At 54.9% G+C, this 19,653-nt stretch carries 18 protein-coding genes, 1 tRNA gene and 2 pseudogenes; 8 read left to right on the top strand and 13 right to left on the bottom strand.

The features are described from left to right. Positions 1–540 precede the first annotated feature (540 nt). Positions 541–1,128, top strand: a complete 588-nt coding sequence (locus tag H9L05_RS09045; RefSeq protein WP_187733876.1) for a DUF4468 domain-containing protein — start codon at positions 541–543, stop codon at positions 1,126–1,128. A gap of 411 nt (positions 1,129–1,539) precedes the next feature. Here the strand turns inward: H9L05_RS09045 and H9L05_RS09040 are convergent, their stop codons facing one another. After that, the gene (locus tag H9L05_RS09040; RefSeq protein WP_187733875.1) at positions 1,540–2,388 is read right to left on the bottom strand and encodes a DNA/RNA non-specific endonuclease; all 849 of its coding nucleotides are present in this window, start codon (positions 2,386–2,388) and stop codon (positions 1,540–1,542) included. A gap of 310 nt (positions 2,389–2,698) precedes the next feature. Here H9L05_RS09040 and H9L05_RS09035 point away from each other — a divergent pair, with 310 nt between their 5' ends. Together H9L05_RS09035 and H9L05_RS09030 are read left to right on the top strand one after the other, a co-directional pair. Further along, positions 2,699–3,196 (top strand): NAD(P)-binding domain-containing protein, encoded by a 498-nt coding sequence (locus H9L05_RS09035; protein ID WP_187733874.1) that lies wholly within the window; start codon positions 2,699–2,701, stop codon positions 3,194–3,196. Next, positions 3,196–3,699, top strand: a complete 504-nt coding sequence (locus H9L05_RS09030; RefSeq protein WP_187733873.1) for an NAD(P)/FAD-dependent oxidoreductase — start codon at positions 3,196–3,198, stop codon at positions 3,697–3,699. Before H9L05_RS09035 ends, H9L05_RS09030 begins: the two co-directional genes overlap by 1 nt. Before the next feature lie 497 nt (positions 3,700–4,196). On the opposite strand, the gene H9L05_RS09025 is transcribed toward H9L05_RS09030, so the two are convergent. Next, complete coding sequence (locus tag H9L05_RS09025; RefSeq protein ID WP_187733872.1) at positions 4,197–4,574, bottom strand: T9SS type A sorting domain-containing protein; 378 nt, start codon at positions 4,572–4,574, stop codon at positions 4,197–4,199. 220 nt (positions 4,575–4,794) lie between these two features. Between H9L05_RS09025 and H9L05_RS09020 the strand changes: the two genes are divergently transcribed. From H9L05_RS09020 to H9L05_RS09010, 3 genes are all read left to right on the top strand, one after another. Then, entirely contained in the window at positions 4,795–5,850 is a 1,056-nt protein-coding gene (locus H9L05_RS09020) for an NAD(P)/FAD-dependent oxidoreductase (protein ID WP_317175163.1), read from the top strand. Between the two features lie 153 nt (positions 5,851–6,003). Next, positions 6,004–7,122, top strand: coding sequence for a type III polyketide synthase (locus H9L05_RS09015; protein ID WP_187733871.1), 1,119 nt, complete (start codon positions 6,004–6,006; stop codon positions 7,120–7,122). Between the two features lie 61 nt (positions 7,123–7,183). After that, complete coding sequence (locus H9L05_RS09010; RefSeq protein ID WP_223284834.1) at positions 7,184–7,882, top strand: methyltransferase domain-containing protein; 699 nt, start codon at positions 7,184–7,186, stop codon at positions 7,880–7,882. On the opposite strand, the pseudogene H9L05_RS09005 reads toward H9L05_RS09010, so the two are convergent. After that, positions 7,879–8,658, bottom strand: a pseudogene (locus tag H9L05_RS09005) (histone deacetylase family protein); the annotation flags it as partial. The gene H9L05_RS09010 and the pseudogene H9L05_RS09005 sit on opposite strands and share 4 nt — an antisense overlap. 383 nt (positions 8,659–9,041) lie before the next feature. Further along, positions 9,042–9,116: transfer RNA gene (locus tag H9L05_RS09000), tRNA-Val, on the bottom strand. Positions 9,117–9,314: 198 nt separating this feature from the next. Here H9L05_RS09000 and H9L05_RS08995 point away from each other — a divergent pair. Together H9L05_RS08995 and H9L05_RS08990 are read left to right on the top strand one after the other, a co-directional pair. Further along, a complete protein-coding gene (locus H9L05_RS08995) occupies positions 9,315–9,995 on the top strand; it encodes a porin family protein (protein WP_187733870.1) in 681 nt (226 codons plus the stop codon). A gap of 75 nt (positions 9,996–10,070) precedes the next feature. Then, on the top strand, positions 10,071–10,598 hold the full coding sequence (locus H9L05_RS08990) for a DUF6992 family protein (protein ID WP_187733869.1): 528 nt from the start codon (positions 10,071–10,073) through the stop codon (positions 10,596–10,598). Between the two features lie 202 nt (positions 10,599–10,800). Here the strand turns inward: H9L05_RS08990 and H9L05_RS08985 are convergent, their stop codons facing one another. The 9 genes and pseudogenes from H9L05_RS08985 to H9L05_RS08945 all read right to left on the bottom strand — a co-directional run bounded on the left by H9L05_RS08985 (position 10,801) and on the right by H9L05_RS08945 (position 19,604). Further along, positions 10,801–11,370, bottom strand: coding sequence for a type 1 glutamine amidotransferase domain-containing protein (locus H9L05_RS08985; RefSeq protein WP_187733868.1), 570 nt, complete (start codon positions 11,368–11,370; stop codon positions 10,801–10,803). A 96-nt stretch (positions 11,371–11,466) separates the two neighbouring features. After that, positions 11,467–12,000, bottom strand: coding sequence for an acyl-CoA thioesterase (locus tag H9L05_RS08980; RefSeq protein WP_187733867.1), 534 nt, complete (start codon positions 11,998–12,000; stop codon positions 11,467–11,469). A gap of 134 nt (positions 12,001–12,134) precedes the next feature. After that, entirely contained in the window at positions 12,135–13,256 is a 1,122-nt protein-coding gene (locus tag H9L05_RS08975) for a DUF3616 domain-containing protein (RefSeq protein ID WP_223284833.1), read from the bottom strand. Positions 13,257–13,355: 99 nt separating this feature from the next. Continuing rightward, positions 13,356–14,471 (bottom strand): efflux RND transporter periplasmic adaptor subunit, encoded by a 1,116-nt coding sequence (locus H9L05_RS08970; protein ID WP_187733866.1) that lies wholly within the window; start codon positions 14,469–14,471, stop codon positions 13,356–13,358. A gap of 42 nt (positions 14,472–14,513) precedes the next feature. Next, the gene (locus H9L05_RS08965) at positions 14,514–15,755 is read right to left on the bottom strand and encodes an ABC transporter permease (protein WP_187733865.1); all 1,242 of its coding nucleotides are present in this window, start codon (positions 15,753–15,755) and stop codon (positions 14,514–14,516) included. 261 nt (positions 15,756–16,016) lie between these two features. Beyond that, a complete protein-coding gene (locus tag H9L05_RS08960; RefSeq protein WP_187733864.1) occupies positions 16,017–17,258 on the bottom strand; it encodes an ABC transporter permease in 1,242 nt (413 codons plus the stop codon). 94 nt (positions 17,259–17,352) lie between these two features. Next, positions 17,353–17,874, bottom strand: a complete 522-nt coding sequence (locus H9L05_RS08955; protein ID WP_187733863.1) for a hypothetical protein — start codon at positions 17,872–17,874, stop codon at positions 17,353–17,355. Positions 17,875–17,964: 90 nt separating this feature from the next. Beyond that, positions 17,965–18,680 (bottom strand): annotated as a pseudogene (locus tag H9L05_RS08950) (ABC transporter ATP-binding protein). Positions 18,681–19,169: 489 nt separating this feature from the next. Then, positions 19,170–19,604 carry a hypothetical protein gene (locus H9L05_RS08945; RefSeq protein ID WP_187733862.1) on the bottom strand — a complete coding sequence of 145 codons (435 nt, stop codon included), beginning with the start codon at positions 19,602–19,604 and terminating at the stop codon, positions 19,170–19,172. Positions 19,605–19,653: the final 49 nt, after the last annotated feature.

The following is a 19,653-nucleotide window of genomic DNA, read 5'->3' as shown; positions in this document are numbered from 1 at the left end:
GCTATTGGGCGTTCTGCGCTTCATTAGATGTTTGGTCTTTGGGTGAAGCACGTCGCAAAAGTACTAATACTTTCCATACCTCCAAGAGAAGGGGAATTAATTTAATGTTACCGCAATGTTACAAACCAGCCTTACTCCACTTTCGGGGATCATTCCCTTTTTGGCAATACGATTAGTTAACTGCCTGAAAAATAAAATTTTATCACACAGTAGCATTTAATTTTAGGAATATTGATCACCCTCTGTCTTTAGCTCTTTACTCCCTTTTGTTATTAAGGCGTTGCTTATAGCGAATAGACATCTTATGAATATAGTACAAATTTCTATATTTAACCGTTACTTCTTGCATTGCTTATACGGTATAAGGCGCAAAAAGCTGAGTTGCCATCTACCACCTGAACTGTTATTCATCCAATTGGTACGGGCGGAGCGCAGAACCCATATCATTACATATTGCAAATACTCTCAGCAATGTGCAATCAGTTGGGACCTATATTTGCGCTTCAGTCACCTGACCTTCCCTATTTTTATTCTTTGAGTATGAAAAAAATAATCGTGGCCCTGCTTGTGAGTGGCTTAAGCTTATTTTCCTCAGCTACGCAGGCACAGGGCATTGCTCCAACGGCCCCCATAGAATACAGCGAGAAGGTACACGTAGAGGATAGCAACTCGGTTACCCTGTATCAGCACGCGTTATCGTGGACCCAAGAGAAGTTTCCATATAATCCTAAAAGCAATGTCCAGGCGAACCCGGAAGCGAAGGAAATCAGCTTGACGGGCACGAGCAAAATAAAGATGGCAGCGGCCAAAGCCTCGGGTCCTGAGCAGGCACGAATTCTGCACTTCAACTTCCGGTTTGGCATCACCGAGCAGGGCTATAGCTATACTGTAGGCACTTTTCGCGTGGTTCCGGACGAGAAGGAGCCCGCCGTTACGGTGCCTCTTGAGGACTACATAAAGCAGCTCAGCGAGGAGCGCACCAATGCACGCACGCGCAACGACCGACGCGTAACGGCCCAGGCCAATGCCGTTGCCAGCGACGTAGCGTCGGCCTTCCGCTCTTACATGAACAGCCAGCCGGTAGTAAAAGACGGGGAAGTGGGCTTACCCACTGATGGTGAGGAGTAGCAGGTAAAGCTGTTGTTAAAAGCCTAGAAAGCCCCCCAGTAAAAAAGCTAGCCAAGCGGCAGCCACCTAAAGCGCATACCTGGCATAGAGGTGCTTTCAACCGTTAGTGCCGCGGCAAAAGCGGGTTCGTAAACTCAATTGCTGTTACCAGCCAAAGTTAGACTGCTCCCAGATCAGGGGGCTTTTATCAGCTCCTGCATTTCCATTTATCAGCTCATTATAGCTTGGCTGTAAAATGCAGAAAGCCGCGTTGCAGCGCGGCTTTCTATTCCCTTCCATACTCACTCGGGACACTCAGCACAAAAGTAGTGCCTTAATTTATTATATAATAATTCCAATATTTATTTAGCTTGACTTCATTACTAGGAACAGTATTCTTAGCTGCTCTCGGCTGCTACTGAGGGCAGTGCTTCAGTTTACCGGACCATCGTCCACCCTGGCTTCCACGGCGCTCTGCACTGATGCGGGCACGGCCGATAGCAGGTCGTAGCCGGTTGCTTTTTCAATAGCATCTACGGAGGTGCGATAGGTAGCCCACTCAGGGTTCAGACTGCTGGTATTAGGCGTATTCACAGAAATAACGCGCGTATCAGCCGTGACGCGGCTTACATCGTTGGTGCCAGCGGGCAGTACCACGATTACCTTCCATATGCGGTTGGGCACCGTTATTTTACCGTCTGCTATGGTATTCGCCTGGCCTTCAGAGCCAGTACCTCCCCTGCCGTAGCTTCCACAGATGATGTAAAGCTCATTGCCCCCGTTTACCAAGGTGCGGCAGTAGTTTTCGAGGTCGGCCCAGGTACGCTGGTTGTTATTAGGCGCCTGCGGTATAATGTTGGTCATCAGGAAAGTAGCTGCGTTATCGGCTACCGAGCCGGTGCGGTCGGCGGAGGGGCAGTTGTGGCCCCGGTCGAAGCCCGAGCCGGTGTAGCTGGCGCTGGTAGCCCGAAACCAGCCGGTGGGCAGAGTATTGTCGGGCGCAAAATTATCCTGGCGTGAAGCGCTACCAAGCCAGGCTTTGCTCAAGTGCCAACTTACCCAGTTGGGTGTGCCCCGGTCGCGGTGATACGATAGCGCATACTGGGGTTTCTCCAGCAGGTAATTGGTGTAAGAGGCCGGGTCCGTAGTGGCGCCGCTAGGATTGCCCATCGCCAGCGGATTATCGCGGACTTCGGCAGGTGATACAGAATCATCGGAGCAGGAAATGACAAAACCACTCAGCAAGCCTATACAGAGCAATCGATAGAAAATATGCTTCATCGGATAAGAAAACGAAGTAGAATGAGTGAAGACAAGGGTGCAGTTCGAACAACAAAGGTGCGCCCTGCTAAGCCAATATTTATGAACAGGTACTTGTCGTGGGCCAAACGCTTCAGTTAGCGGTTCCATATAAAAGGCCTTTCAAATTATTTCCGGAAGACTTTTCAGCCGATAAACTATGTGGCCTAGCCCTACCATCAGCTACCCCGCGGAATCGAGCACAAGAGCGGTTCCCTTCTGGGGGCTTTTTTAGCGACCAGCAACAATAAATACATTTGGCTAGCTTTTCTACTTCCTGCAACACTCCTCTATGCCTTCTCCTGACGCTTTTTCGGTTGACACGCTTATTATCGGGGCAGGACAGGCCGGACTAGCGGCAGCTTATTATGTGCAGCGCCTGGGCGTATCGTTCGTGATTCTGGACGAGCGAGCGGCCGTGGGTGATGTCTGGGCGTCGCGATTTGAGGCATTGCGCTTATTCTCCCCAGCCTGGGCCAGCAGCTTGCCCGGCCTGGAGTGGCCGGGGGGCAAATTTCGCTATCCTACCAAAGATGAAGCGGCTGCTTACCTGAGCACGTATGCCGAGCACTTTCGCTTCCCGTTGCATCTGTCCCAGCGCGTCAGCAGCGTAACGCCAACTCCAAACGGCTATGCTGTCAGTACTGCGGCGGGCCGGCAGTATCAGTCGCGGCGGGTGGTGGTGTGTACGGGTGCTTACAATGCCCCACGTCAGCCCGAATTTGCCCCCAGCTTCCTTCAAAGGTTGTTCAGCTTCACAGCCGCGACTACCAACGCCCGCAGCAGGTAGTGGGTACCGGGCCAGTGGCGGTAGTCGGCAGTGGCAACTCGGCTCTGCAAATTGCGGCCGATTTAGCCTCAACCGGTCGCCCCGTGTACGCCGCCTTCGACGAGCATACGCCGGCCATGCCCAACAATATGCTGATGTGGGCGATGCTCACCGCCACCAGACTGTTGTGGGCGTCGCGTCATTCGCCGGTAGGCGCGCACATGATGCGGCAGCCTGAGCCCGTGGTCAGCGGCGACCTGGCCCGACTGCGTACTTTCCCTAATGCTCGGTTCATCGGGCGGGCGCTGGGCGTAGAGCCGGGGGGCATTTTGCGCGGCCGCCACGCCAGCACGCCAGCCCTGGAGGCCGTGATATGGGCCACCGGCTTCGGACCCGATTTTAGCTGGATTGAAGCCTCCGTTTTCGACGCTGACGGCTACCCCAAACACTACCGTGGCCTGACGGCCGCGCCGGGCCTAGCCTTCCTCGGCTTGCCGTGGCTCAACAGTCGGGATCGGCCCTGATGGGCGGCGTGGGTGCCGACGCTCGCTACGTTGTAGAGCAGCTGTTTAGAGCCCCGCCGCAGGATAAAGTGGCCGGGTAGTTACTATCTGTGCCTGTTGATGATGGAAAAGATCAAAAAGCACATAATTATGCTGAAACCTGATGCCGGGTTCTGAGGTTCAAGAGAGTACATTTACCAACCGGCCCTGTTGCGTTGGCGTGTTGACTCCGGTTTTATTTCTTTCTCGCCTTAAACTCCCACTCGTATGTCTTTCCTTCTTTTTGTGGGGTTGATGATTGCTACTGCCCTCATCGCCCTCAACACTCTGGATAACCTCAAGGCTATGCTGAAGCCCCAGCCGATTCGGATTCCGAATCGCTAGGTAGCGCTTGACTGCAAAGTCCTAAAAACGGTCCTTACTATTGCGTAAGGACCGTTTTTTTGCTTTTAGCTCATAAAAAAAGCAGCCCCCGATCCGGTGAGGCTGCTTTTCTTTTAAGCAATGAAGTAGTAAGGTTATCGGATTACCAGCTTACGCATTTCGCTGGCGTTATCCGATTCGAGCTTTACGTAGTAAAGGCCGCTGGCAAACCTGCTCAGGTCAAGAGTTTTGGTGAAGCGGCCATTAAATTCCGTCAATGATTCGCGGTAGATTACGGAGCCGATGACGTTCAGAATACGCAGCTCCGTTTTGCGGCCATTGAAACCGTTAATATCGATATGAACAATACCGGTGCTGGGGTTGGGGTACACCAATACATTTTTTTCATCCGCAGCCGGACGGCTGGCTGTAGCAGGACTAGCAGGCTGCGCATTGACAGCCGGTACGCCGGTGCACAGCGGGCCGAGCACCAAGGCGCAAAAACACAATAGTAATCGTAGAGTTTTCATCATATCAGACCGTTAGGCGATTGGCGCGTCGGTTAAATTCTTAACGTCAGACGCTCAATTTGGTTTGCAAAGGTAGCGCTTGAATTCCAACAAGATACATAAAATATAACTTATCTTCTATAAATAAAGGATTCACCCCTGTTTTTCACCATTTTATATTCAAAAAAAATTTGGAAGTTCTCATTATTGGTGGGGGTTTGGGGGCCTTACAGCCGCTCTGGATTTGGCGGGCCGGGGGTACCACGTCACGGTGGTGGAGCGCAAGCATTACCCGTTCCACAAGGTTTGCGGCGAGTATGTGTCTAATGAGGTGCTGCCTTACCTGCGGCGGCTTGGCGTAGATCCAGCAGTGCTGGAGCCGGCCAACATTACGCAGTTCATGCTCAGCTCGCCGGCGGGCCGCACGCTCACCGCCCCGCTCGACCTGGGTGGATTTGGGGTGAGCCGCTATACACTGGATTATTTCCTGTATCAGCAAGCCGAGGCGCGCGGTGTAGAGTTTCACCAGGGAGCCACCGTCACGAATGTCACATTCAATGGCGACGAGCATCACGTAAGCCTAGCCGACGGCCGAATTCTACAGGCCCGCATTGTGCTGGGCGCGTACGGTAAGCGCGCCAACCTCGACCGCCAGCTGCAGCGTCCGTTTTTCACCAGGCGCTCACCGTATCTGGGCGTTAAATACCACGTGCGGCTCGACTTTCCGCGCAACCTGATTGCCCTGCACAACTTCGCCGATGGCTATGCTGGCATCTCGGCTATTGAAGAAGATAAATATTGCTTCTGCTACCTAACTACTCGCCAGAACCTGAAGGCCCACGGCACTATTGCGGCGATGGAAAAACAGGTATTAGCCCGGAATCCGCGGCTGGGGGGCATTTTTCGGGACGCTGAGTTCCTGTACCCGCAGCCGGAGGTTATCAACGAAATATCCTTCGCGCCCAAAAACTGCGTGGAAAACCACATTCTGATGTGTGGCGACGCGGCGGGCCTGATTACGCCGCTCTGTGGCAACGGCATGGCCATGGCTATTCACGGCGCTCAGATAGCCAGCGCACACATCCACGAGTTTCTGGTAGGCCGCACCACAAGGCCGAGCCTCGAAGCTGCTTATCAACGCGAGTGGCAAGCGCACTTTGGGGGGCGTTTGCGGGTGGGACGGGCCGTGCAGGGTCTGTTTGGAAAGCCTTTTTTGAGCGAAGCGGCGGTGGGCGGGTTGCGCTACTGGCCCGGAGCCGTGCGCGCCCTGATGCGGCAAACTCACGGTGAAGTATTTTGAGGCAGTTAGTACAGTCAGAAATCAGGTAGCGCCGGACGGAAAAACCTGATTGTCCGTCTCCTACGTAAGCATAATTATGCTCTTCGATAGAGCTCCTAATCAGGCAAAAACTTGCACCGGCACCGGGGCGGTAATTTGCGTATACTTCGCTTAATGAGCAGCTACCTATGTGCCATCGGCACGGCCAACCCTACCCATGTTATTCCGCAGCCCCAAATTGCCACCTTTATGGCCGAGGCCCTGCAACTCGACGACAATGAGGCGCGTAAGCTGCGTGCGCTCTACCGCGTCACGGGTATTGGCCAGCGCTACTCTGTTTTGGCTGATTATAGCCGGTCCAACGGCGAGTTCGATTTCTTTCCTAACACTCCTGACCTAGAGCCTTTTCCGTCGGTGGGGCAACGTATGGCGGTATACCGTGAGTGTGCGTTGCCTTTGTCGGTGCGGGCGGCGCAGGACTGCCTGCGGCAGGTGCCCGAGGTGACGCTGGCTAGCATCACGCACTTGATTACGGTGAGCTGCACGGGTATGTACGCGCCGGGCCTTGATCTGGAGCTGGTGCAGAAGCTGGGGCTGCGGCCCAATGTGCAGCGTACCTGCGTCAATTTTATGGGTTGCTACGCGGCGTTCAATGCGCTGAAGCTGGCCGATGCTTTCTGTAAAGCCGATGCCGGCGCCAACGTGCTTATTGTGAGCACGGAGCTCTGCACCATTCACTTTCAGAAAAACCAGGAGGAAGACCACCTGGTGTCCAACGCCTTGTTCGGCGACGGGTCGGCGGCGGCGCTGGTGCGGGCCGTGCCGGCAGCCACAGGCGCCAGTCTGGAGCTGGCGGCTTTTCACTGCGGCATTGAGCCTAACGGCCACGCCGATATGGCCTGGCACATCAACGATTTCGGCTTCGAGATGACACTTTCGTCGTATGTGCCGCGCCTCATCCAAAAAGGCATCCGGGAGCTGACTGACGGCTTGCTCGAAAACCTGCCCGTTCAACTGCCCGACATTCAGCACTTTGCCATTCATCCGGGCGGGCGCAAGATTCTGGAAACCATTGAGCAGGAGCTTGGCCTGACCACCCACGACAACCGCTTCGCGTACCAGGTATTGCGCGACTACGGCAACATGTCGTCGGCCACGGTGCTTTTTGTGTTGCACGAGCTGCTACAGTCGCTGACCGCACCCGACCGAGACGCGCCGGTGCTGAGCTTCGCCTTCGGGCCGGGCCTCACGCTGGAGGCGATGCTGCTGAAGGTAGCTTTTGGCGACAATTAATTTCACCAAATATCTCTGCGTCAAGCACCTCGTTTATTACTTAAAAAAGCCCCCCAGACGCATGAATCTTCGCCAGCGTGCCACCGAGCCCGAACTCATGGACGATCTGACTCTGGCCTCCGATGCGTTGCGGCAGAATCTGGATGAGCTGGAATTCATCAATACCCACCTGGGCGGCTATGCAGTGGTAACGGATGCCTTGGCTCGCCTGCGCGCCAAAATGCCCCCCAGACGCCCGCTGCGCCTCGCCGACCTGGGCAGCGGCGGCGGCGACACCCTGCGCTACATTGCCCGCTGGGCCAAGCGCCAGCACATTCCCGTAGAGCTGGTTGGCATTGATGCTAACCCGTTTATGCTGAGCTACGCCACTGAAAAAAGCCAGGCTTATCCCGAAATCAGCTTCCTACAACAGGACATATTTGCCCCGGAGTTTCGGGCCCAGCATTTCGACGTGATTACCTGCAGCTTGTTTTGCCACCATTTCACCGATGCTGAATTGGCCGGCTTGCTGCGCCAACTGCGTCAACAGGCCAGCGTGGCGGTGATTATCAATGACTTGCATCGGCACCCGGTGGCGTACCACAGCATTAAGTGGCTTACACGCTTGTTTCGGGGCTCCTATTTGGTGCGAAATGATGCGCCTTTGTCGGTAGCGCGGGCTTTTACTAAATCTGACTGGCAGCGCATTCTTCAGCAGGCTGACATTGAGAAATATGAGCTAAGCTGGCGCTGGGCCTTCCGGTGGCAGGTAATTATCTAGAAATACAGCTCCTGCATGATCCGAAACGTATTGGCGTGCGCCTCTACGATGTCGGCGATGCGCTCGGAGTAGCCGCCACCCATGCACACTACTACCGGTAGCTGGTGGCGGTGGCAAAGTTCTAGCACAAACTCGTCGCGCTGGCGGCAACCTTCACGGGTAAGGGCAAGGTGGCCGAGCTTATCAGTAGCCAGCACATCGACGCCGGCCAGATAAAACACAAAGTCGGGCTGCACCTCGTCTAGCAGGCGAGGCATTGTATCGGCGAGCAGCTTCAGGTAGGTGGCGTCGTCGGTTTGGTCGGGCAAGGGCAAATCGAGGTCCGACTGCTCTTTGCGGTGCGGGTAGTTGCGGGCGCCGTGCATGCTGAAGGTAAATACCCGCGGCTTATGTTGAAAAATAGCCGCCGTGCCATTGCCCTGATGCACATCCAGATCCACAATCAGGACTTTCTGCACGGCTGGCTCATTGGCTAATAGATAGTTGGCTGCTGCGGCCTGGTCGTTAAGCAAACAGAAACCCTCACCCCGATCGGCGAAAGCGTGGTGGGTGCCACCGGCAATGTTAGCTGCTATGCCGTGCTGCAAAGCCCGCCGCGCGCATTCAATCGTGCCGCCCAGAATCGTGACTTCGCGGGCTATCAGCTGCTCCGACCACGGAAAACCCGTTGCCCGCTCTTCCTGACGCGTGAGCTGGCCAAGCCGCAGACGCCGGTAATAATCGGCCGTATGCGTGCGCAGAATTTCGGCTGCCGAAGGGGGCTGGGGGCAAATAAGTTGGCTTCCGTAATTGTATCCTCGCGCAGGAGTTGCTCGGGTAGCAGCTCGTACTTCAGCATGGGAAAACGGTGGCCATCAGGCAGCGGGTGGGCATAAAGCGGCGCCCAGGCAATAGAAAGCATGTAATGGGTTAGTAGTATGAAACTCGTCCGTCATGCAGAGGCGGAGCCGAAGCATCTCGCGTGCAACAGTATTGTCATGCTGACGAAGGAAGCATCTCTCCCGCTTCGTTGAGTTACCATTACAACGACTGCACGCGAGATGCTTCGCGTTGCTCTGCATGACGGCCTAGCCTACCACTTAGTAATGCAAAGGCAGCCCGTTTGTTAGCACTTGGGCACAAAAAAGCCCCGCTACACGTAGCGGGGCTCGGCTTTAAGTGGGGCATACTGGGCTCGAACCAGTGACCCCTACCTTGTCGAGGTAGTGCTCTGAACCAACTGAGCTAATACCCCAAAGCCAACTGGCGGCGGCCGGAAAGGGCCAAATATACACGCCTCAGGCATTGCTGCTACTCAGGGGAGCCACATTTTTTTTAACCTCCGCGAAGCTTGCGCGTAACGTGCTATAGAAACCTACAACCCAGTCCGTCTCACCTTAGTCCTATCACTAGCTGGCAGCAGGTTTTCTCCCCTTCTTACCCATTTTGTCTTATGAAAAAATTACTCCTCCTCTTCATCTTTTGCGCCGCCGCTTTTTCCGCTTCCGCCCAGGATGGCCCCATCGGCGTGCGTTCCTCCACCGACTACGGCTTTGGCAGCAGCGACTCGCGCAACAACGGATTCGGGATTAAAGCCGGCTTCAACCTGGCCGACTTGCGCGGTCAGGACAAAGACGCTTATCAGGACCTCGAAAGCCTTAAGTCTTACCACGCCGGCGTGTATGCGCAGTTTGCCCTCAACAACAAATTCTCCATTCAGCCGGAGTTCTTGTTTTCGCGCAAAGGCTTTGATGCCCAAGCGTTTGACTTGGTAACTGGCCAACCCGCCGGCAGCAAAGAGCAAACCCGCCTCGACTATCTGCAAGTGCCGGTGCTGCTCGTTTATAACATCGTCGACAACGTCAGCCTGCACGTTGGCCCGCAGGTTTCACTGCTCGTAAATGCCAAGTACGCCGGGCGCGAGCGCAGCATTTCGGATGTTGGCCTCAACAGCCTGGAGTACGGCGTGGTAGGCGGCGTAGAAGCCCGCATTGGGCCGGCTCGCCTCGGCGCCCGCTATGACCTTGGCTTGGCCGACATCTACAACGACCCGCAAGATGCCGGTGCTGATGCTTACGATAACGTGAAAAACGGCGTGTTCCAGGTGTACCTCGGAATCGGCATTTCTAACTAATTCGCCCCTATCATGCTTTTCAAAAAGGAAGCCCATTGGGCTTCCTTTTTTTGTGTCATTTTCTTACCGTTTGCTATGCCGTTGGCCACCCTGCTTCTTGCCCTTCCCGATCCTACCGACGCTTTGCCCCTGCTCAACCGGAGCCGGGAGCTGCTGGCCGAGCGCGGCATGGGCGTGCTCGGCGCATGGGCCCTGCTGAACCTGGTGGTGAGCGGCTACTTGGTGGCTCGCACCGATAAGCGCACGGAGGCGCACTACTTCCATCAGATGAACGTGGGCTGGAACCTGGTAAACGTGGCGCTAGCCGTATTTGGCATCCTGAGTGCCCACCCCAACCAGGTTGCCGGTATGACGTTGGCCGACAGCTTAACGGCACAATTCAACTTCGAGAAAATCCTGCTGTTCAACGCCGGCCTCGACGTAGCTTACATAGCCACAGGCAGTTGGCTCCGGGCCCGCGCCGCCTCCACCGACCGCCGCCCCGAGCGCCTCCTTGGCTTCGGCCGCTCGTTGTGGGTGCAGGGGGCTTTTTTACTGGTGTTTGATGTGTGCTTCTACTTCCTGTACCATCAGTTCGCCGCCGATTTGCTACGCCTTCTGTAGAAACGCGTATTGGCTTTGCCGACCTTCGGTTCGCGTCTAATCGTTGCTGAGGTTGTTTATGCGAATTATGCGAACGGCACGATACCCATCGTTCAACGGCGACACGCGAATCCGCGTCTCTACATTCCAAATCACAGCGTAAGAAAAAAGCCCCCAGACAGTATCTGGGGGCTTTTTTACTAATTATCTAACTGGCATCCGGCTAGCGCGTGGCGTGTACGCCTTCCAGAATTTCCTCTACAATCTTTTTATTGAAGGCAGGAATATCATTGGGGTTGCGGCTGGTGATGAGGCCTTTATCTACCACCACTTCGCTGTCTTCCCAAAGGGCACCGGCGTTCTTCAGGTCAGTTTTGATGCTGGGGTAGCTGGTTACTTTTTTGCCGCGTAGCAGGCCCGTTTCTACCAGTACCCAGGGGCCGTGGCAGATGGCGGCCACTACTTTACCCGAGTGCATAAACTCCGTCACGAAGTCCACTACTTTTTGCTCTACACGCAGCTTGTCGGGGTTGATTTGCCCCCCAGGCAACACCAGCGCATCATAATCCTCTACGCGGGCATCGCCGATGAGCTTGTCTACGCTCACCTTGTCGCCCCAATCGTCTTTGTCCCAGCCCTTGATAGAACCGCTCTTCAGCGAAATAACGTGGGTTTCGGCACCCTCATTCTCCAGATATTTCTTCGGCTGTTCCAACTCCGACTGCTCGAAACCGTCGGTGGCGACGATGGCTATTTTCTTTCCTTTTAGTTTATCACTTCCAAATAATGACATGACTTCTAGCTTTTTAGAGTACACACTACACAAACAAAAAACCGGACCCCGCAGGGCGGTTCCGGTTTAGGTTTAACGCAAAGCAAGCTGAACAGGTTACTCCGTGCTTTCCTTTTCGCCCCGCTCGCGCTTGAGCTGCTTGCGCACGTAGCGCACCCGCTCATCGAAGCCATCGGGGTCGTATTCTACGTCTTCAATATCTAAGGCATCGAGCATGTCCATCATAGCGTCGGCGTGGTCGGTGCGGGTAGCGGTGCGCACGTTCACGAAGGCCATTTCTGACCAGAGCAGCGCTTTCAGGCGGGTGCCATCCTGGCTCAGCATCTGCATTTCAACCACCAGATTGGAGTTGTCGAAATGAATAAGCTGGCTTCGAATGAGCACTTGTTCGCCGTGGTTGGCGGGGCGCAGATAGGCAATATGGTGCTTGGTAATCACCCATCCGGCCTGCGACTCGCGGGCCAGCTCGCCCAGGTTCAGGGAGTAGTGCTGGGTGGTATGCTCCTCGCGGGCATTCAGAAAATAGTCGAGGTAGCGGGCATTATTGAGGTGGCCCAGCATATCGCAATCCTGAAAATGAATGCGGTGCGTGGTTTCGGGCGTACGAATTAAGGGCGCATCAGAGGCCATAGGCGGGATGAGTATTTTTTCTTTAGAACGTCATGCAGAGCGGTAGCGAAGCATCTCGCTCGCGCCGTTAGATTACTACTCCTTTGTCAGCACGCGAGATGCTTCGCTGCCGCTCTGCATGACCAACCAATAAATTAACTGGCTGATGTTAAGGGCAGCAGAAAGGAGTCGGCTACCACTTGGTGGGGGGCTTTTTTGCGCGCTTCCGTGGGGCTGTCAAACACGATGAGTACGTGCTTATCGTCGAGTATGGCCATGCCCTCAGCTTTATCCTGGCCCGAGGTAGGCCCGTGGCCGTGCGGCACATCGAAGAGGCGATGGATCTTGTCGGGGCCGATGAGGCTGTCCTGGGGCTGCACAAGCGCGTTGGGCCAGCGGTACACCGCGATGGTGCCGTCAAGGTCCATAGTGGGGCCGGCCAGCATCAGAATATCGGGGCCGAGCTGGCGCAGCTCACGCAGCCCCATCCCACCCAGCGCCAGGAAATGCTTTTTGTAATAGACCTGCTCAGCGCCGTCTAGCTTATCCAGGCGCAGGCGGCCCTTTTTATCTTCTATCGGCAACAGCTCCAGCACAATAGCCCAGCCCCGAAGCACCGGCCCCCGTAGTCCCACAAACAAGCGGCCATCGGGTGCCGCCGCCAAACCTTCAATATCAAACCCGTTGTCTTTGCCCGGAATCTTAATAAATGGCTTCAGGTGCGGGTCGTCCGACAGGAAGTCGAACAGTTCATTGGCATTGGTGTCGCTGTTGCTGTGCAGCTGCGAAACAGTCAGCATTTTGGTAGAGTCAGTGGGGTGCGGCGCTTCTTTGTGCAACTCATAGTCGCCGGTTTCGGGGTTCAATACCAGCGGAATACGCGCCAGCAAGTACCGGTTCGGCTCTTCTTCGATCTTGGCCAAACGCGCTATCTGCTTAGCCGTGTCTGTGTCTTTGTGGTTGGGCTTTTTCCGCTTCAGGCTATGCGAGCCGATCAGCCAGAGGTAGTTATCTGCCTCACCCATGCCCTCAATGTCAATCTCCTCATCGTCATCCGAAGGCAGGTCGAGCAGGTCGGTAAGCTCATAAGAGCAATGCTCGCCAAACTCGTGGGGCCCAATGAGGCGCAGGCGCTCGATAGTGGTGCGCTCGTCGCAGCTCAGCCAGAGGTTGTCGCCGGTGCGCAACACCGTGGAGAGGCCGTCGCGCACGTGCTTTTTATCAGCATTAAGGCTGAGCTTCGGATTGAAATGCAGGGTGTAGGATTGGCGGCGCACAGCTAGGGGAAGTAAGTAATGGTGTGCAAACGGCGCCACCGAGGTAAGAGTTTTACCCTGGTGGCGCCGTTTGCATACCAGTCAATGCCTACCGGCGCCTTACGACTTTTTCTTCTCGTCCTCGGCTGGCGGGCCTAGCACTTTCACTTTATCCTCTTTGCTCAGGCCCGACACGATTTCGACGTTGATGCCATCCGACAAGCCTGTCTTGATCATGCGCTTCTGGAACTGCTGGGGGGCTTTTTCGATCTCCACAAACACGCTGTCCTTGTTCACCTTACCAAACTGCAGCAGGCTTTCGCGAATAGCCAGCACGTCGTCGCGGCGGCCCAGCACGATGTCGCCGTTGGCCGAATAATTAGCCCGCAGAAACTGCCCCGGCTTGAGGTTCAGGCGGGCGCGCACCTGAAACTTGATGGCGCCTTCTTCCAGCACGCCTTTGGGGGCAATGTATTCAAGCGTGGCCGGAAACGCCTGGTTTTCCAGCGCCCCGATGGTCAGGTTAAGGTCCATGCCTTCGCGCACTTTGCCCACTTCACTCTCGTCGATTTTGCCCTCAAACACGAGGCTTTTCATGTCGGCCACGGAGGCGATGGTGGTGCCTTCGTTGAAGTTATTGCGCTCCACCACCGATGCACCCACTTTAATCGGCACATCCAGCAGCAGTCCGGTGATGGTAGAACGAACCAGATTCAGCGAGCCGCCGGTGTTGCGGGACGCGCCGCGCTGAGCAATCTGGAGGTTGCTCTCGGCCGCGTCCAGGGCCTGCTGCTTGGCCCGATAATCATTTAGGAAGCGCAGGTATTCCTGCTGGGCAATTACCTTTTGATCATAGAGCCTTTGCTGCCGGTCCAGCTCCATTTTGCTGGTTTCCAAGGCAATGCGCGCGGCCTGAATGCCGGTTTTGGCGCTGTTGACGCTGGCGGCGTTGGCCACGGTGCGAATGCGGGCAATGAGCTGACCTTCCTTCACGGGCTGGCCCGCCTCCACATACAGCTCCTCCACAATCCCCGATACCTGGGGCTTAATCAGCACTTCCCGTCGTGGCACAATGCTGCCCGTAGCCACTGTTTTCTTCACAATGTCAGCGACAAACGGCTGCTCCGTTTTGTACACGATAGGGTCCACGTTGGCCTGGCGGTAGAAGTAGTAGCCCAGCCAGCCGAAACCAGCCAACAGCAGTAACACTAGGAGAGCAAGGATGAAACGTTTCATGGGTAGTAGATTGAATTAAGTATTCTGGGGGCAATTTCTGCCTTACTCATCTTTTAAAGCTACTACCGGCTGCACGCGGGCAGCAATGGTAGCGGGTACAAGTCCGGCCAGGGCACCAGCCGAAACCAGCAGCCCGATAGCCGTAAGGGCGACGCCGACATCTACCTGAGGATTAGCAAAAAAGCTCATCTGCTCACCCGCAATCAGGTTATTGATGCCAGCCATCAGCGCGGTGCCGGCCAGCAGCCCCACCATACCAGCCACGGCCGTCAGCACGATGCTTTCTTGCACAATCAGGCTCACGATGCTGAAGGGCGTGGCGCCCAAGGCCTTACGAATCCCGATTTCCTTGGTGCGCTCCTTTACCACAATCAGCATGATGTTGCTCACACCGATAATGCCCGCCAAAATGGTCCCGATGCTTACTAGCCAGCTAAAGCCCGAAATGCCCGTAAACAGGCCCTGCACGCGGGCGTATTCCTCCTCCACATTGGCCGAGCCGAAAGCGCGGTCGTCGGTGGGCGCTACTTTGTGCTGACGTCGGAGCACCTCCTTCACCTTGGTTTCCACAACGGCTGCCGGAATGCCGGGCTTCGGGATAAAGGCGAAGTAGTCGACCTTATTTACCTGGTTGAAAGCAATTTGCAGAGTAGTCAGCGGCACGAAGATGGTCTGCGCATTCTGCTGGGCTTCCTCGGGCCGGCCGGTACCTTTGAACACGCCCACCACCCGGAAGTAGATGCCCTTGATATTGATATACTTACCCATAGGGTCAGCGCCCATAAAGAGCACATCTACCACGCGGTTGCCGATAATGGCCACCTTGCGCCGCTCCCGGATATCCATTTCATTCACGAAGCGTCCCCGCTCCAAATCCAAAGCCTGAATAGCGGGGTAGCCAGGGTACTCGCCCTTCACCGTAAATGCCCCACTTTTGGGCGGCACCTGCACCGTAAACGTGCCATGCAGCTCGCAGCGCGGCAATATGAAAGCGGCCTCCGGCACCTGGCGCTCAATGGCCCGCACGTCGTCGTTGGTGAGTTGGATAAACCGGCCCGCTTTCAGGCCCATGTGGGGTACGCTGGTGCGCTGGGTCCAAACGAAAACGGCGTTTTTGGCTACATCGAACTCCTGCTCTACCCCATTACGGAAGCCTTTGCCTGCGCCCAACAGTACTACCAGCATGAAAATACCCCAGAACACGCCAAACGCCGTCAGCCCCGTGCGCAGCTTGTGCCGCCGTACGGTGCTCCAGATTTCGCTCCATTTATCTAGGTCAAACATGGGAGTTAAGAATAAGGCAGTGTTGAAGCCAGAGGGGAGAGTCCGAACGATTAGCTCCCATCCTTACCAAGGAGGGGATGCTTTGGCGCAGCCAAAGCTGGGGTGGTTGCGGTTGTTGTTTAGTTGTTTGATTGTCTGGGGGGCTTTTTAACGAAGCTGACTAAACAACATCAGCAACGTCCTCAACCACCCCAGCCGCCCCTTTGGCATGGCGTCCCATCCTTGGTAAGGAGGGGAGTTTTTGTTCTCATTTTATTCAGTTCATTCGGCTCTTAAAGCTTCAATAGGTTTCACATTGGCTGCTTTCATGGCGGGCACCAAACCGGCTATGGCACCAGCTATAACCAGCAGTATAATGGCGCTAACGGCCACCGTCACGTCTACTTCCGGCCGGTCGAAGTAGGAGGTAGTACCGCCGGCCTGTTCCAGCGCATAGCGTACCGCGTCCAGCACGGCCACCCCGGCCAGCAGCCCCAGGTAGCCCGATAAGCCCGTAATGACCACCGACTCTTGCAGAATCATGCTGATAATGCTCCAGGGCGTAGCACCCAAGGCCTTGCGCACCCCGATTTCGCGGGTACGCTCCTGCACAATAATGAGCATGATATTGCTCACCCCGACCACGCCCGCTACCAGCGTAAGCACGCCAATGATGGACACAAAAAGCTTAATACCATTAAATAAGCCCTGAAAACGCTGTACTTCCTCTTCGTTATTCTCTAAGTCAAGGGCCTCCTTGTCGGCAGGGTCAAACTTGTGCCGCGAGGCTAGTAGCATGCGCACCTGGTCTTCGACCTGCTTTACTGGAATACCTGGCTGCGAGGTCAGACCAAAAAGCTGCACCTGATTGTACTGATTAAACGTCGTTTGGAAGGTGCTAAACGGCGTGTAGGCCCGTTCTTCGTTGCGGCCCTGATTTTGGGTGTTGGTGAAGGTGCCCACTATTTTGAAGAAAACTCCCTTCACCTGCACATACTCGCCCAAAGCCGGCTCATCGCCAAAGAGCACTTTACGCACCTTCTCGCCCAGAATCATCACTTTGCGCCGCTCAATCACGTCCATCGGATTGAGCAAGCGGCCTGAATGGAGCACCTCACCGTTCAGCTCGAAAAAATCGGAACTGGCCCCAAACACTTGGTAAGAGCCATTTTTGGTGCCTCGCATAATGGTATATTCGCCAAAAAGCCGGTTGCGGGTGGCCAGCAAGTCTACGCCATCTATCTGGCGGCGAATAGCATCTTGGTCAACGTTGGTGAGCTTGATTTCGCGGCCGGGCTTGAGGCCATTGTACGGAATGGACGTTTTACCGCCGCTGATATACAAGCTGTTGCGGGCACCGGCACCAAATTCCTTGAAAATGCCGTTCTCCATTCCCTTGCCAGCACCCAGCAATAGCACGAGCATAAAAATTCCCCAAAACACCCCAAACGCAGTCAGGAAGGTGCGCAGCTTGTTGCGGCGCATCGTACCCAAGATCTCCTGCCACTTATCGATGTCGAACATGGCTTTTGAGGCTGCTTTATGAAGTACTGTGGAAGTTGATTTGTCGGTGCCACTAATGAGCCGACGTATGTCTTGCTGGGGGGCTTTTTTAGCCCTACTTGCAGCTCTGGCGCACTTTTTCCAAGCGCTGCATCACGTTTTTAACTACCGCTTCGTTGGTCGTGTACAGTGGTAAATCGAAGGTGATACTGTCGCCACCCTTTTTCTGCCTTTTTATTTTCAGCTCGTAGTATTTCTGGTCGTCGTCATCGGTTTCTGCCTCATAGCTCAGGTTTGTTACGTCGGCCCATTCAAAGTCCAGCTTCATTTCAAACAGGCCGTCTTTGAGCTTCACGCCCCAGCCCGATTCGCCCTTGCTGTAGCTCACCGACACCGGCTGCGACATCTGCACATCGGCTTTATTGTCACGGATAATCTGCTGGGCGTGGCAGCCACTGAGCACAAACTGCAAGTCCTGATTTGGCTTCTTGGGGTTGCGCATCAGCTGCGTTATCTGCTTAGACAAAGCCTGCTTATCCACATTGCCGGATACGGTTTTCGCCACGTTGGTCGTGACCTGGGCCTGGGCGGTGCCCACCAGCAGTAGCAGCGCCCACATCAGTAAGTTCTTTTTCATAGCTCAGAAAGGTTAGCTCGTTTGTTCTAAAAGGCAGTAAGCGGGAAGGTATTCAGCTTAGCGAAGCAGCTGTTTTGTGGTGTTCGTGATTTAGCTGATGAAGCGCTGAGCGGCCAGCATCTCTTCATCCGTGCCTTGTTCATCATCTATCACCAGGCCGTCGCGCACCCTAATTACGCGGTGAGTCTGGGCGGCAATGTCGTTTTCGTGGGTCACGATGATAACCGTCATGCCTTCGCGGTTCACCTGCTTGAAAATGTCCATCACCTCCTGGGTGGTATGCGTATCGAGGGCGCCGGTGGGTTCGTCGGCCAGGATGAGCTTGGGTTGGCTAATGAGGGCGCGAGCAATGGCCACGCGCTGTTTTTGCCCCCAGACAGCTCGCTGGGCAAGTGGTCGGCGCGGTCGAGCAGGCCCACGCGGTCGAGGTACTCTAGGGCCATGCGGTTGCGCTCCTTTCGCCCTATTTTCTGATAGTAAAGCGGCAGCGCCACGTTTTCCATGGCGTTTTTGAAGCTCAACAGGTTAAACGACTGAAACACAAACCCCAGAAACTGATTGCGATACTGGGCTGCCCGCGTCTGCGAAAGGTTGCGGTCAATGCGGTTGCCGGCCAGGTGGTACTCGCCGCTGTCATAGTCGTCGAGGATGCCCAGGATATTGAGCAAGGTGCTTTTCCCCGACCCGGATGAGCCCATTATACTCACTAACTCCCCTTCCCGGATGTGCAGGTCGATGCCTTTGAGCACGGCCAGTCTGTTGGGGCCTACTGCGTAACTTTTACGGATATCGCGCAACTCAATCATAGCAGGAAGAGCAAAAACCGGGTTAAGTGCCTAACCTAGTAGTAGGCAATACAAAGTAGAAGAATTTTCTTTATAATTCAAAGAGACCGTAGTCTTAATTTATGAATAAGCTCTGATAACCAGTGTCTTTACTTTTCTATATATGTATCCAGCAACTCAAAAGATGCTCAGACTAGACCAACGGTTGCCTCATGAGACCGAAGTATAATTGCTAAAACCAATATATTTTCAAAGTATTATCCGTCAGCTAGTTATCTTTATAAGACTAATGGTAAACGAAACTATCATACAAGAAAAAGCCCCCAGCATCACGCTGGGGGGCTTTTTCTTAAACACTTATCAAGGCGGTCATGCAGAGCGGAGCATCTCGCGTGTCGTCATTGAGTTACCATTGCAACATCAGCACGTGAGATGCTTCGCTCCGCTCTGCATGACCGCCTATCTTTATTGCATTCGTATTGCTTTAGACCTTAACAGCCCAAAATCTTTCTAGCGTCCTCCGCTCGATTTACGGGACTGCATTTCAGCCTGCATTGCCCGCTTCTTGGTCTGGTATTGCTGGTATTGAGTAGGCGTAAGCACCTGTTTGAGCTGGCCTTCCGAGCGGGCATTAATGGCTTTCAAATCAGTCATTAGGGCTGTGCGGTCGGCACCATGCTTTTTCTGGGCATCATTCACCTGCTCCACGGTGGAAGTCAGGATGGCACGCACTTTCACTTGCTGATCGGGGAGCAATTTCAGCTCGTCGGTCATCACGTCGGTCAGGTCGCGGGCGGCGCGGCGCTCTACGGGCGCGGCCGGGGCCGGCGCCGGGGCAGCAGTGGTAGTAGGAGCATTCGGAATATTAGCCTTTTTGCGACGGGCACAGCTAAACGTAGTGGCCATCAGCAGGGCCAGAGCAAGAAAGAAAGGGGCGGAACGCATGGGACAGAATGTAGGAGTGTGCCCTGCATACGCGAAAATCCGGCAAATG

The organism is Hymenobacter qilianensis, assembly GCF_014489555.1.
In the GTDB taxonomy this organism is placed as follows: domain Bacteria; phylum Bacteroidota; class Bacteroidia; order Cytophagales; family Hymenobacteraceae; genus Hymenobacter; species Hymenobacter qilianensis.
The sequence above is the reverse complement of the archived record's forward strand: the minus strand, read 5'-3'. Positions and strand labels throughout refer to the sequence as shown.

Excerpts from the sequence above, each read along its gene's own strand:
- H9L05_RS09045 (WP_187733876.1), top strand. The coding sequence starts at position 541 with ATGAAAAAAATAATCGTGGCCCTGCTTGTGAGTGGCTTAAGCTTATTT.
- H9L05_RS09040 (WP_187733875.1), bottom strand. The coding sequence starts at position 2,388 with ATGAAGCATATTTTCTATCGATTGCTCTGTATAGGCTTGCTGAGTGGT.
- H9L05_RS09035 (WP_187733874.1), top strand. The coding sequence starts at position 2,699 with ATGCCTTCTCCTGACGCTTTTTCGGTTGACACGCTTATTATCGGGGCA.
- H9L05_RS09025 (WP_187733872.1), bottom strand. The coding sequence starts at position 4,574 with ATGATGAAAACTCTACGATTACTATTGTGTTTTTGCGCCTTGGTGCTC.
- H9L05_RS09015 (WP_187733871.1), top strand. The coding sequence starts at position 6,004 with ATGAGCAGCTACCTATGTGCCATCGGCACGGCCAACCCTACCCATGTT.
- H9L05_RS09010 (WP_223284834.1), top strand. The coding sequence starts at position 7,184 with ATGAATCTTCGCCAGCGTGCCACCGAGCCCGAACTCATGGACGATCTG.
- H9L05_RS08995 (WP_187733870.1), top strand. The coding sequence starts at position 9,315 with ATGAAAAAATTACTCCTCCTCTTCATCTTTTGCGCCGCCGCTTTTTCC.
- H9L05_RS08990 (WP_187733869.1), top strand. The coding sequence starts at position 10,071 with ATGCCGTTGGCCACCCTGCTTCTTGCCCTTCCCGATCCTACCGACGCT.
- H9L05_RS08985 (WP_187733868.1), bottom strand. The coding sequence starts at position 11,370 with ATGTCATTATTTGGAAGTGATAAACTAAAAGGAAAGAAAATAGCCATC.
- H9L05_RS08980 (WP_187733867.1), bottom strand. The coding sequence starts at position 12,000 with ATGGCCTCTGATGCGCCCTTAATTCGTACGCCCGAAACCACGCACCGC.
- H9L05_RS08970 (WP_187733866.1), bottom strand. The coding sequence starts at position 14,471 with ATGAAACGTTTCATCCTTGCTCTCCTAGTGTTACTGCTGTTGGCTGGT.
- H9L05_RS08965 (WP_187733865.1), bottom strand. The coding sequence starts at position 15,755 with ATGTTTGACCTAGATAAATGGAGCGAAATCTGGAGCACCGTACGGCGG.
- H9L05_RS08960 (WP_187733864.1), bottom strand. The coding sequence starts at position 17,258 with ATGTTCGACATCGATAAGTGGCAGGAGATCTTGGGTACGATGCGCCGC.
- H9L05_RS08955 (WP_187733863.1), bottom strand. The coding sequence starts at position 17,874 with ATGAAAAAGAACTTACTGATGTGGGCGCTGCTACTGCTGGTGGGCACC.
- H9L05_RS08945 (WP_187733862.1), bottom strand. The coding sequence starts at position 19,604 with ATGCGTTCCGCCCCTTTCTTTCTTGCTCTGGCCCTGCTGATGGCCACT.